The organism is uncultured Desulfovibrio sp. (assembly GCF_944324935.1).
In the GTDB taxonomy this organism is placed as follows: Bacteria; Desulfobacterota; Desulfovibrionia; order Desulfovibrionales; family Desulfovibrionaceae; genus Desulfovibrio.
Genome location: NZ_CALUYG010000007.1, coordinates 69,080 through 81,212, shown reverse-complemented (window position 1 = coordinate 81,212; position 12,133 = coordinate 69,080). Strand labels below are relative to the sequence as shown.

Sequence of the window (12,133 nt, the reverse complement as noted above, 5' to 3'; positions counted from 1 at the left end):
GAGAATGCTTTTCTCCATCTAAAACGCTGGCGGGGAATTGCCACACGGTATGCCAAAAGATGCTCCTCTTTTCTTGCCGCCGTTCAAATCAGGTGCATATCTTTGTGGGCAAACATAATTTGACGACACTATCTAGTGAATCACAGCAAGGACTGACGGTCAGCGCAGGGAGAAACGCAAAAGAAGATGACGTATGCCCTGTGATGAGTTCCAACGTGGCAGGAGACGAAATTTTTTATTTGCGCGGGATGGCGGCGTCGGCCCTTTCCCTGCTTTTTCGTCATGCTGCCGGGGGACCATCGGCCGGGGGACGGCCTGCCGGGGAACGTCACGCTGGCATCCTCCCCGGGAGAGTTTTTTGCGGGATGGATGGGGGGTGTGGGGGGAAGGAAGGGGGCTTTTTTGCAAAAAAGCCCCCTTCCTTCCCCCCGCGCAAAAGCCTTGCCACCTGCCGCTAACGATGGATCTTGCGGGCGATGGTCTCGGCGTCGAGGCGGTGCAGGTGGCGCAGGCGCAGGCTGTAGCAGAGCGCGCTGAAGCCAAGGGCGAGCAGGTAGGCTGTCCAGAAGCCCTGCGCGCCCAGGGGGGCGGTGGTCAACCAGTCCGTGCGGGCGAGCGTATAGCCCACGGGCAGGCCTATGCCCCAGTAGGAGACCAGGCAGACGATGGAGATGATACGCGTATCGTTGTAACCGCGCAGGATGCCTATGCCGATGGTCTGCACGGCATCCACGAATTGATAGGCCGCCGTGAAGAGCAGCAGATGCATGGTGAGGGCCGCCACCTGCGCATCATTGATATAGATGGCGATGATCTGCTCCCGAAACAGCAGGGTAAGGGCGGCGGCGACCAGCGAGCAGCCCATGCCGAGGCAGAGTGCCGTACGGGCGGCCACACGCGCCCGCCAGATGCGCCCCGCGCCGAGGAAGTGCCCCACGCGGATAGTGACCGTGATGTTGAGCGAAAGGGGCAGCATGAAAATCATGGCGGAATAGTTCATGGCGATCTGATGGCCGCTGACCACGATCTCCCCCAGGGGGGCCAGCAGGATGGCCGTCAGAGCAAAGAGCGAGACCTCGAAGCAGACGGCCAGAGCCCCCGGGAAGCCGATGCGCAGGATACGCAGCACAAGCGCTCTGTCAAAGCGGGGGAAGGGCTTGCCGTTCGCGTCGTGGGCAAGGCCGGGCCGGAACAGCGGCAGGAAAAGCGGGCGCAGATGCCGGTACTGGCTGTCGCGGCGCACATAGAGGAGCATGCAGAGGGCCATGAACCAGAAGCAGATGGCCGTTGCCACGCCGCAGCCCACGCCGCCCAGCTGCGGCAGACCGAACTTGCCGTAGATGAAGATATAGTTGACCGGCACATTGAGCGACAGGCCGAGGATGCCCACGATCATGGCCGGTCGTGTGCGCGAGAAGCCCTCGAGAAAGCTGCGGATATTGATGAAGAGCATGAGGCCGGGCAGCCCCCAGATCATGGCCCGCAGATAGCCGCCCGCGAGCTCCGCCATACGCTCGTCCACTCCGAACAGAGTCAGATGGTTCGAGATGACGGAAAAAACGACCATGAGCAGCAGGCCGAGCATGAGCGTCAGCCAGATGCCCTGCCGCAGCAGATGGGCGGCCTCTTCCCGTTTGCCCGCGCCCACGCGCTGCGCGGTCATGGGCGGCAGGGCCAGCAGGCAGCCCACGCCCAGCAGGGAGACCGGCGCCCAGATGGAGCCAGCCACGGCCACGGCGGCCATGTCCGTTCTCCCGTACTGGCCGGACATGGCCGTATCCACGAAGTTCATGCCCATCTGCGTCGTCTGGGCAATGAGGACGGGCAGGCCGAGCCTGACGAACTGCCGCGCTTCGGCGGGCGAAAAAATATCCCGAAACATACAGTGTCCTGTGGGAAAGGATGCGTTCAGACGGCGCGCCTTTTGGCGGCCGCGGGGCGTTCAGGGGGCAGCCGCGGTCCGGCGGCAGTCCGCTCAGGCTCCCGGCACGAACAGGCCGGCCGCCGGCAGGGGCAGGCCGCTTTCGGCGGCGGCGCTTTCCACCAGCCGCTGTACGGCCTCCCGCCCCCGTTCGCCCAGATCCCGGCTGAAATCGGTCACAAAGGTACGGATATGGGCTTGCGTCACCGCATCGGAAAGCTCCTGCGCATGGGCGCGGATGTAGTCCGCGCTGTCCTGCGGATGCGCCAGGGCATGGTCGAGGCTGGCGGCTATGGCGGCCTGCACGGCCCGCAGCAACGGCAGCGGCAGGTCCCGCCGGGCCACGATGACGCCCAGCGGCAGCGGCGCATGGAAGCTTTCCTCCCACCACTGGCCAAGATCCAGCAGCCTGGCGAGCCCATGTTCGGCGTAGGTGAAGCGCCCCTCATGGATGATGACGCCCGCCTCGACCCGTCCCTGCGACACGGCGTCCATGACGTCGCTGAAGAGCATCTCCTCGCGCGGGCCGGCAAAACGGCCGGTCATGTCCAGCAGGCGGGCGGCGGTGGTCATGCGGCCGGGGATGGCCACCCGCGCCGTGCGGCACTGTTCGGGCGAGAGCGGCTCACGGGCCACCACCAGCGGTCCGCAGCCCCAGCCCAGCGCGCCCCCGGCGGACAGGATGACGTATCCGTCCATGATCCTGGGCAGCACGCCCGCGGATACCTTGGTGATGGGCAGTTCCCCGCGCAGGGCGAGGCCGTTCAGTTCCTCCACATCGGCCATGTGCGGCGAAAAACGGCAGGGAGCGGCCACGAGGCCATGCAGCAGGGCATGGAAGATAAAGGTATCATTGGGGCAGGGGGAAAGCCCCAGCGTCAGACTTGCCGGCATCTCGCACATGGCACGACCTCCTTGGATATGTGGGGAACGGCGGCGGCAAACAGCGGTTTGACAGCCGCCGACCGGGGGCGTAGCCTATCAGGATTCAACCGTCAAGCCGGGGGCTCTCCCCTGACTCCCGCAAAGGATTATCCATGTTGGACGCCGCATATTATGCCGCGCTGGGCCTTTCGTCCATCCGGGACAAGGTGCTGGCCGGGGAACGCCTGAGCCATGAGGAGGGACTGGCGCTGTTCGCCTGTCCCGACATTACCGCCGTGGGGGCGCTGGCCCATCACGTCCGCTGCCGCCTGCACGGCGACGCCGCCTTTTATGTGGTCAACAGGCAGATAAACTATACCAATGTCTGCGTCAACGGCTGCACCTTCTGCGCCTTCCGCCGGGACAACGAGGAGCAGGAAGGGGCCTTCCGCCTGAGCAAAGAAGAGATCCTCGCCCGCCTGCGCGCCGCCGACGCCACGCCCCTGCACCTGGATGAACTGCACATCGTGGGCGGCTGTCACCCGGACCTGCCGCTCGCCTGGTTCGAAGACGTGCTGCGCGCGGCGCGGGAGCTCGACCCCACCCTGCCCATCAAGGCCTTTACCCCGGTGGAGATCGCGCACTTCGCCCGGCTCGAAGGCATCAGCACCCGTGAAGTGCTGACCCGCCTCAAGGCGGCCGGGCTGGTGATGATGCCCGGCGGCGGCGCGGAGATCTTCGACGAGGAGCTGCGCGCCCGCCTCTGCCCGCACAAGGCGACCTCGGCGGAGTGGCTGCGCATTGCCGGCGAGGCCCACGAGCTGGGCATCCTGACCAATTGCACCATGCTCTTCGGGCATCTGGAAACGCCCGCCATGCGCGTGGACCATCTCTGCCGCCTGCGCGAACAGCAGGACAAAAGCGGCGGCTTCACCTGCTTCATCCCGCTCCCCTTCCTGACCCGCAACAGCCGCCTGGCTCTGCCGGAAGAAAAACTCGGCCCGCAGCGCGGCCTTGACGAACTGCGCACCGTGGCCGTGGCCCGCCTGCTGCTGGACAACATCCCGCACATCAAGGCCTACTGGATCATGCTGGGCGTCAAGCAGGCGCAAACGGCCCTCTGGTATGGCGCGGACGATCTGGACGGCACCATCATTGAAGAACGCATCGGCCACATGGCCGGGGCCACCTCCGCGCAGGGCATGACCATCCGCGAACTGGAGGACATGATCCGGCAATCCGGCTTCCGGCCCGTGCGCCGCAACGCCACCTTCACGGAGATCCCCACCGCCGCACCGACCCCGGAGGCCCGTCCATGACCAGCACCGCATCCTTTGCCCCGGCCCACAGCCCCTTTGACGAAAAACCCGCCGTGCGGGAGGCCGCCGCTCTGGCTCGCGCCGGACAGCGGTTGGACCGCGCCGCCGCCGACGCCCTCTACTACGGGGCCTCACTGCATACGCTGGCCGCGCTGGCCCACGCCATGCGCCTGCGCCTGCATCCCGAGCCCGTCGTTACCTATGTGGGGGACAGGAACATCAATTATTCCAATATCTGCGTCTGCGCCTGCCGCTTCTGCGCCTTTTTCCGCGCGCCGGGCGACGCGGAAGGCTACGTCATCAGCCGCGAAGACATGGCGCGGAAGATCGACGAGACCCTGCGGCTGGGCGGCACACAAATCCTCCTCCAGGGCGGCCATCATCCCGACCTGCCGCTGGAATGGTATGAAGATCTGCTGCGCTGGATGCGCGACCGCTGGCCAGGCCTGCACATCCATGCCTTTTCGCCGCCGGAGATCTTCTTCTGGTCGCGGCGGTTCGGCCTTCCCGTGCCCGAGGTGCTGCGCCGCCTGAAGGAAGCGGGCCTGCACTCCGTGCCCGGCGGCGGCGCGGAGATCCTCAGTACCGAGGTCCGCGCCCGCGTCTCGCCCAACAAGTGCACGGCCGAGGAATGGCTGGCGGTCATGGAGGAGGCCCACAAACTGGGCATGAAGACCACCGCCACCATGATGTTCGGCCATGAGGAGGAACCCCGCCACCGGCTGGACCACCTCTTTGCCGTGCGGGAAGTGCAGGACCGCACCCACGGCTTCACGGCCTTCATCCCCTGGACCTTCCAGCCCGCGCATACCCGCATCCCCTGCTCCACCCTGCCCGCGCCCGCCTATCTGCGCCTGCTCGCCGTCTCCCGCCTGGTGCTGGACAACGTGCCCAACATCCAGTCCTCGTGGGTGACCATGGGACCGCAGGTGGCCCAGCTCGCGCTCTTTTACGGGGCCAACGACTTCGGCTCCCTTATGATCGAAGAGAACGTGGTGGCCGCGGCGGGCGTGTCCCATCACCTGACCCGCAGGGAGATCCACAAGATCATCCGCGCGGCGGGCTTCACGCCCGTACAGCGCCTCATGGACTATACGCCCGTGGATCCGCAGCCGGAGGAGGACGCATGACCGCCCCCCTGCGCATGGGCCGCATCAGCTACCTTAACGTGCTGCCCATCTATCATCCGCTGGAAGCGGGCATCATCCCGCACGATTACGAGCTGGTGGCCGGGCCGCCCGCCCTGCTCAACGACATGATGGGCCGGGGAGAACTACAGGTCTCTTCCTGCTCCTGCTTTGAATACGCCCGCCGCCCGGAACGGTATTACCTGGTCGATGATCTTTCCATCGGTTCCCACGGTTCGGTGATGAGCGTCCTGCTGCTCTCCCGCGTGCCCGTGGAACAGCTCGGCGGACAGACCATCCTCATCAGCGGCGAGACCCATACCTCCGTGGCCCTGCTGCGCCTGCTCATGCGCGACCGCTACGGGCTGGACGTCACATACGCCACCGGCTCCGTGACCTCGGCCCTGCGCCACGGCACGCCGCCCGTGGCCTTTCTGGCCATCGGCGACGAAGCCCTGCGCCTGCGCAACCACCCGGACTACCCCTATCGGGTGGACATGGCCGACGCCTGGCGGGAATGGACGGGCCTGCCCTTCATCTTCGGCCTCTGGGTCATCAGCCGGGAGGCCGTGGAATCCGGCCTGCTGCCCGACGACCCCGGCGCGCTGCTGCGGCAAGGACGGGACTGGGGCCTTGCCCACATGGACGTCATCCTCGATCTGACGGCCCACGGCTGCCCGCTCAGCCGCGACGAACTGGCCTTCTACTACCAGCAGGGGCTCACCTATTCGCTGGGCGAACGCGAACAGCAGGGACTTCGCCTCTTTTACGGCAAACTGGCCGAAGCCGGCATGATCCCCGCCTGTCCCGACCTGCGCTTTTTTGCGTAAGCGCGTACGCGGGGGGAAGGAAGGGGGGCTTTTTTGCAAAAAAGCCCCCCTTCCTTCCCCCCACACCCCCCATCCATCCCGCAAAAAACTCTCCCGGGGAGGATGCCAGCGTGACGTTCCCCGGCAGGCCGTCCCCCGGCCGATGGTCCCCCGGCGGCATGACAAAAAAATACGGGATGCAGCGGGAGGCTGGCGGACGGGAGTTTTCCGGTCGCCTCGCTGCTCTCATCCCGGGCCATGCCCATGTGAGGAGGATCTGTCGCTCTTCGGGGAGCAAATGCCGAGGCGCGCCAGCGTTTCAGGAAATGGGCCCGCCATACGGCAGAAAGAGGCAAAAGCGTGTGTCGCCAGTTCGATTCCGGCGGGGATGGCTGCCCCGGGGCGGCGTCGGGCTTGCCGGAGCGGGATGTCCGCACATGTCGGCCGCCCCGCCGACTCATGGCGCGCTGGTCAGCGTCTCCCCCATTCCCGACAGACCATGACGACTGCGCTCCTCCAGCCGGGCAATGCGCTCGCGCAATTCGCCATTCTCCCGCCAAAGCTGACGGTTCTCCTGCGCGAGCTCTCGCCGTTCCCGGTCAGCATCTTCAAGACGCTCCTCCAGCCAGCGACACTGCCGGCACACGGACGCCGGCGCCTCCTCCGCAGGGGCGAAAGCCGGCGGCATACGCACCGGGACATCGGGGACCGGACAGCTTTCTCCCACCGGTGGCGGCGCGTCGTCGGACTGAAGCGGCTCCGCCGCCTCCACTGCGGTCGCGCCTTCCGCCGCCCGCATGGCCCCTTCGCCGCACAGCAGCCACAGAGGCGTCACGCCGCAAACAGCGCATATGCGCGCCAGATCCGAGCCCGTCGGTTCCCCCACTCCCCGTTCATAGCGTCCCCACGAACTTTTATGGATGCCCACCCGGGCGGCAAATTCCGCCTGCGGCACTTCGCCGCGCAGCAGGCGCAAGCGTTGCGCCAGCGTGGTACTCATGCGTCCCTCCCTCCTTCGCGCTTGCCAGCCCTCAGGATCGCCCGGAGGACGTTTCCGCCCGCTGATGCCTGCAGGGCCAGGCCGTGTGCACAGCCTACCCGTCCTTTATGTGACGGGCAAGCGGACACCCGCTCCAACCAGGCCGGCCCGGCCAAAAAACTGCGGGACCGCCCGCAACGACGATCCCGCAGCGGCACTCACGCCGCCCGGCCCCGGGCCGGGCAACGCCGCCGGGCTAGAGCTGCTTCAGCACCGCTCCGGCAAAGTCCTGAATATCCTCCGGCGCGGCCGAGGCATCGCCTTCCACCTTGAGGCCTTCAGCCATGATGATCGCCCCCAGCTCGCGACCACGCGCCTCAATGGCCGGGACAGCGCCGCAAAAATGCTCGTAGCCGCTGTCGCCCGAGGCAAAGGCCGCCAGTTTCTTGCCGGCAAGGCCCATGCTGCCCATCTCCTCGAACAGCGGCGCAAAATCATCCTGGAGTTCCAGTTCCTCCATGCCCCAGGCGCTGCATCCCAGCAACACGGCATCAAAACCGTCCGCCAGCCCGGGCGCGGATACCTCCGCCGCATTGCGTATATCCACTTCCTGCCCGGCTCCGGCCAGGATGTCGCGCAACTTCTGCGCAATGCTTTCCGTGTTGCCGGTGCTGGAACCATAGACGATAAGAACCTTGCTCATGCGATCTCCTTTCGGCCGCCGGCCGTGTGGTCGTTGCGGGCGTGCCATGTTTCGCCGCCCGTCTCTTTGATGGTTTTTTAGAAATGGAAATTCATTTTCAATTTGAACTACAGAAAGTCCGCGCGCACGTCAAGCCCTTTCGGCACATTTCCGCACCATGACCAGCGGGAAAGCCTGGCCCCTCCCCCGCTGCCGCGCGCCGCCCGCCGCCAGCCGCAGGGCTGCGCCCCCCTCCGTGCCATGTCCACGGGACCTGCCGCCCGGGAGCGAACCCGGCGGGCTTGCCAAGCCGCGGCATTTGGCTCACAATCGAGTATTGGGACAGTGATCTTTCCCCAGCTTACGGGCCGCGGTCTGAAACGGTTCCGGCCGCGGGAGCCCGGTGCGACTCCATGCTGCAGTTGAAAAGGAGGATATATGGGTACAACAAATCTTCTGGGAATCTGTGGGAGCCTGCGCACGAATTCGCGCAACAGAGGACTGCTCAGATGCGCGCAACAGGTCATGCCCGCTGGCGCATCGCTCGAAATTTTTGACATATCCTCTTTTCCCTTTTATTCGGAAGAGCTCAAAAAACCGGAGTGCATTGAAACCTTCATCGACAGGATCAAAACGGCAAGCGGCCTTGTCATGGCCGTTCCCGAGTATAACTATTCCATAGCGCCGGCCCTCAAGAACGCCCTTGACTGGATGTCACGGGAACCCAGAGAGATTTTTTCAGGAAAACCGGCGGCGATCATGGGAGCGGGAGGCGGGATGGGAACGGCTCGTGCCCAGTATCATTTGCGTCAGGTGTGCGTCTATCTTGACCTGCGCGTCCTGAACAAGCCGGAGATATTTTCAAATGCGTTTTCTCCTGCGTTTGATGCGAGAGGCGATGTTGCCGACACCTCTGAAGGGAGCGCTCTTCGCAACTCCATAGCCGAACTGATGGAAAACCTTGTGCAGCGCTGCTGATCGACATTTTCCGCAGGCGTCGTGCTTCTGGCGTCCGGCGTCAGAGTGCGGCTGGTCCCGTACCGGAAGCGGACTGATACGGGGTCGAAATGCCTGGACCTGAGGCGATCCTGTGAGACTGGGAGCGCAAACCGCGCCCTGACGGCCCCGCTTCCTGCCACGGCAGGAGGCGGGGTTCTTTTTTTCCTGCGCCCGTTCACTACCCGGGCAAGCTCCGGCAGGGCCGGGCCCGGATGGGCATCGAACGGCGGCATGGGCGGGGCGCATTGCCATATTGCGTAGTCAGTCGGATCGTTGGAAGCGCCAGCGCCCCAGAGCCTCTCCCTTTTCCCCGCTTACGGCATCCGCCCTACGCCTCATCCTCCGTGTCGATGCGCGGGATGGCTACTTCCCGCTCGCCGGGGAGGGGGGCTTCCAGCTCGGCGCGGTCGCCCACATAGGGATTGAAATAGCCGAAGCGCAGCCAGGGGCAGGCGCGGCGCAGACGCTTCATAAAGGCGGCAAGGCCCATGCTGGGGCTTTCGGTGAGGCCATCCATGAGGCGCAGATACCATTCCGGGTCGATATTGAGATTCCGCCACTGGATCATGCTCACGCCGCAGCGGGTCACCAGCTCGGTCAGGGCGGCGAGTTCCTCTTCGCAATCGGTGATGCCGGGGAAGTAGAGCAGGTTGAGCGACACCCAGAGCCCGTGACGGCGTGCGGTCTCGATGGAGCCACGCACATGGTCGAAGCTGTAGCCGTGCGGCCGGTAGTAACGTTCATAGAGCGCGGGCCGGGCGCTGTTGAGACTGACGCGGATGCTGCTCAGGCCGGCCAGGGCCAGCCGTTCCACGGCATCCGGCCGGGAGGCGTTGGTGTTGCAGTTCACGGTCCCCCGGCCGCCCTGTTCCCGGAAAAGACGGACGCTCTCTTCCAGCAGGTCGGGATTCATAAGAGGATCGCCCTCGCAGCCCTGCCCGAAGGAATAGACGGGGCATTCGGTCTCCCGGCTTTCGTGAAAGCGCATGACCTCCACCACTTCCGCCGCCGTGGGGATGAAGGCAAGGCGACACTGCGGGGTCACGGCCACGGGCGAATCCTTTTCCTGTTCGGAGATGCAGCCCACACAGCGGGCATTGCAGGCGCGGGAGGTGGGCAGGGGGGCTTCAAAGCGGCCGAGGGCGAAGTTGCGGGCCGCCGGGCAGTCATAGCGCATGACGCAGTTTTGCAGGATGTGCTGTACCAGCCGGTTTTTGGGGAAACGCCGGGAGATGTCGCGCACGTTGCGCTCGATGCGTCCCCGGGCCACGCAGCGGAACTGCTGCCGCCTGTCCTCGTCCACCCGTTTGGCGCAGATGTAGAATCGCCCGTTGGCAAAGCCCACGGCCCCGTAAGCGAAGAGCGGCAGCAGGGGCGCGTCCTCCTGCGCCACATAGGCCGGATGCGCGGACAGCGTGTGCGCCGGCGCGGCGAAGGCGGCCACGGCAAGGTCGTCACAGGGGACGATCTCGCCGGATTCGGGATCAAGGCCGACGGCCTTGCGCCCCGGCAGGAGAAAGAGTTCGCTCTCATCCGGCAGGGGCATGAGTTCGTCGGGCCGGGGCAGGCCCCACTGTGCGCCCCGGCGGCAGACCATGAGCAGATCGGGGTCGTCGTAAATGTTGCCCTGGGCGTCGGCCATCACCATCTTCGGCTGGATATGCATAAAACATCCTTGCCCCGTAGGGGCTGAAAGTATATAGTTGACGGAGCGACGCGCCCGCCGCGCCTCCTTCCCGCGGCACGAGCGCGCGTAATCCCGTGCACAGAGGCCGCCATGCTTTCCCTGATGATCTTTATCTTTCTCTGCTTCCTCGGCATGCTGGGCATGCTGTATTTCATGCTCCGCAATCAGGAAAAAATGTGCCAGACCCTGCGCGAGGAACACGCACAGACGCGGTTGCTGCTGCGCGCCCTGGAATCCCGTCTGGAAAATACGGTGCGCGGCACGGTCTCGCCGCTGGGCCTGGACAGCCCGCAGGCGGAAGAGAGCATCCCCCAGCACGACCCGTTGCTGCACCTGAGCTTTGACGAGCCCGCCGCGCCGCCGAGCAAGCCCGCCGCCGATCCGGCGCTGGAGCTGCATATGGACGATCCGCTGCCGCCCCGCGCGTAGGCCGCGCCCGCACGAAACGCCCGTCCCGCAGGGGGCCGCCCCCATCCCGCATACGCCGCGCACGCTGTCCGTCGCGAGCAGGGCGCATCGCGCCCGCATCGCCGGCCTTTGCCGCATCGTGTCCGGTTCAGCCGTCACGGCGTCGCGTCCGCTTTCCCGTCTCCGGCCTCACGCCGGACGTCATGCCCCGCTTTGTCCGCCATAGCCCTGGCGCGCCTCCTCCAGATAGGCGGCCCGCAGAGCGCGCACGGCCGGATCCGGCGAGGCGCTCAGATCCTCCGCCCAGAGCAGACAGGGCAGACGCAATGCCTGCTGACGGATGGCGGCGGCCCGCTGACGGCGGCGCGCCACGAGGCTGCGCCGCTCCTCTTCCAAAAAGGCCCGCAGATGTTCGGTGAAGGCGCGCGCCCGGTGGACGGCCCGGTGGCGCGCGTCCACGGCGGCCAGCCCGGCACGCCGCAGCGCTTCCATGCGTTCAGGCGCGGCAAGCAGTGCCCGCAGTCGTGCGGCGGCATCATCGGCATCGTGCGGCGCATAACAGGCGATCTCCTCGCCTTCGACGAAAAGTTCCGTGAGGCCGTGGCCGATGCGCGGCGTCAGCAGGCAACTGCCGCAGCCGAGCGCCTCGAAGACGCGAAAATTCAGATCGCCGTGCTCGCACTGATTGAGCACCACCCGCGCCTGCGGATACAACCGGCGGTACGCGCCCCGGGTGACGTGCAGCGCGGGGAAACGCTCCCCGAGCGCCCGCAGGAAGGCGGCACGCCGGGGGGTGTTGTCCGACACCGTGCCCACGAACAGGGCATCCCAGCACCGCTCAGCCGTCGCATCCGGCCGGTCATCGTCCCAGGCGAAGGCGGGCGACCACCAGATGCGCTCCGCCGGCAGAAAGTCCCCGGCAAAGCGCGGCAGATGATCCCTCAGGGAGACGAGGCAGGCGTCGAAAGCCTGCGCGTACCACGGCTGCCAGCTGTGGATGTGGGAATCCACGCTGTAAAAGACCGTCAGACAGGGGAAGTCCTCCACGCCCAGCACGAAGGGGGGGCGGCTCTTGTCCGCCACCACCACCACATCCGGCACGAAGCCCGCCTGCCGCACCACATCCCGCCAGCCGAGCACGCGGGGCTCCTCAAAATTGCAGAAGGCCACCTCTTCCCAGCCGGTTTCCCGCAGGCTCTGCCAGAAAAACGGACTGCCTATCCAGAATATTCGACGCATGCTCCCCCGGCCCGTCCTTTCCGTCCCGCTCCGGCACGCATTGCCAACGTGCGGAAAACATGAAATACTTATCCACCGTAGCGCCGGACGCCCGGCAGC

11 protein-coding genes and 1 pseudogene are annotated in these 12,133 nt (G+C 65.9%); 6 read left to right on the top strand and 6 right to left on the bottom strand.

Annotation, left to right across the window (positions count from 1 at the left end; genetic code table 11):
- Nucleotides 1-123 (top strand): annotated as a pseudogene (locus tag Q0J54_RS03125) (IS5/IS1182 family transposase); the annotation flags it as partial.
- Between the two features lie 331 nt (nucleotides 124-454).
- Here Q0J54_RS03125 and Q0J54_RS03120 read toward each other — a convergent pair.
- Together Q0J54_RS03120 and Q0J54_RS03115 are read right to left on the bottom strand one after the other, a co-directional pair.
- Nucleotides 455-1,882 (bottom strand): MATE family efflux transporter, encoded by a 1,428-nt coding sequence (locus Q0J54_RS03120; RefSeq protein ID WP_296303919.1) that lies wholly within the window; start codon nucleotides 1,880-1,882, stop codon nucleotides 455-457.
- A gap of 93 nt (nucleotides 1,883-1,975) precedes the next feature.
- Nucleotides 1,976-2,824: a 1,4-dihydroxy-6-naphthoate synthase gene (locus Q0J54_RS03115; RefSeq protein ID WP_366141627.1), complete on the bottom strand. Its 849-nt coding sequence runs from the start codon at nucleotides 2,822-2,824 to the stop codon at nucleotides 1,976-1,978.
- 134 nt (nucleotides 2,825-2,958) lie between these two features.
- Between Q0J54_RS03115 and mqnE the strand changes: the two genes are divergently transcribed.
- The 3 genes from mqnE to Q0J54_RS03100 are packed head-to-tail and all read left to right on the top strand — an operon-like array spanning nucleotide 2,959 to nucleotide 6,061.
- Nucleotides 2,959-4,104: an aminofutalosine synthase MqnE gene (gene mqnE, locus Q0J54_RS03110; protein WP_296303918.1), complete on the top strand. Its 1,146-nt coding sequence runs from the start codon at nucleotides 2,959-2,961 to the stop codon at nucleotides 4,102-4,104.
- Entirely contained in the window at nucleotides 4,101-5,234 is a 1,134-nt protein-coding gene (mqnC, locus tag Q0J54_RS03105) for a cyclic dehypoxanthinyl futalosine synthase (protein WP_296303917.1), read from the top strand. The genes mqnE and mqnC overlap by 4 nt, the downstream gene beginning before the upstream one ends.
- Nucleotides 5,231-6,061, top strand: coding sequence for a menaquinone biosynthetic enzyme MqnA/MqnD family protein (locus Q0J54_RS03100; protein WP_296303916.1), 831 nt, complete (start codon nucleotides 5,231-5,233; stop codon nucleotides 6,059-6,061). The genes mqnC and Q0J54_RS03100 overlap by 4 nt, the downstream gene beginning before the upstream one ends.
- 436 nt (nucleotides 6,062-6,497) lie before the next feature.
- On the opposite strand, the gene Q0J54_RS03095 is transcribed toward Q0J54_RS03100, so the two are convergent.
- Nucleotides 6,498-7,040, bottom strand: a complete 543-nt coding sequence (locus Q0J54_RS03095; RefSeq protein ID WP_296303914.1) for a helix-turn-helix domain-containing protein — start codon at nucleotides 7,038-7,040, stop codon at nucleotides 6,498-6,500.
- A gap of 235 nt (nucleotides 7,041-7,275) precedes the next feature.
- On the bottom strand, nucleotides 7,276-7,722 hold the full coding sequence (locus Q0J54_RS03090) for a flavodoxin (RefSeq protein ID WP_296303913.1): 447 nt from the start codon (nucleotides 7,720-7,722) through the stop codon (nucleotides 7,276-7,278).
- 417 nt (nucleotides 7,723-8,139) lie between these two features.
- Between Q0J54_RS03090 and Q0J54_RS03085 the strand changes: the two genes are divergently transcribed.
- Nucleotides 8,140-8,679, top strand: a complete 540-nt coding sequence (locus Q0J54_RS03085) for an NADPH-dependent FMN reductase (protein ID WP_296303912.1) — start codon at nucleotides 8,140-8,142, stop codon at nucleotides 8,677-8,679.
- Between the two features lie 349 nt (nucleotides 8,680-9,028).
- Here the strand turns inward: Q0J54_RS03085 and Q0J54_RS03080 are convergent, their stop codons facing one another.
- Entirely contained in the window at nucleotides 9,029-10,366 is a 1,338-nt protein-coding gene (locus Q0J54_RS03080) for a radical SAM protein (protein ID WP_296303911.1), read from the bottom strand.
- Between the two features lie 111 nt (nucleotides 10,367-10,477).
- Between Q0J54_RS03080 and Q0J54_RS03075 the strand changes: the two genes are divergently transcribed.
- On the top strand, nucleotides 10,478-10,816 hold the full coding sequence (locus Q0J54_RS03075; RefSeq protein ID WP_296303909.1) for a hypothetical protein: 339 nt from the start codon (nucleotides 10,478-10,480) through the stop codon (nucleotides 10,814-10,816).
- 180 nt (nucleotides 10,817-10,996) lie between these two features.
- On the opposite strand, the gene Q0J54_RS03070 is transcribed toward Q0J54_RS03075, so the two are convergent.
- Entirely contained in the window at nucleotides 10,997-12,034 is a 1,038-nt protein-coding gene (locus Q0J54_RS03070; protein WP_296303908.1) for a glycosyltransferase, read from the bottom strand.
- Nucleotides 12,035-12,133 lie beyond the last annotated feature (99 nt).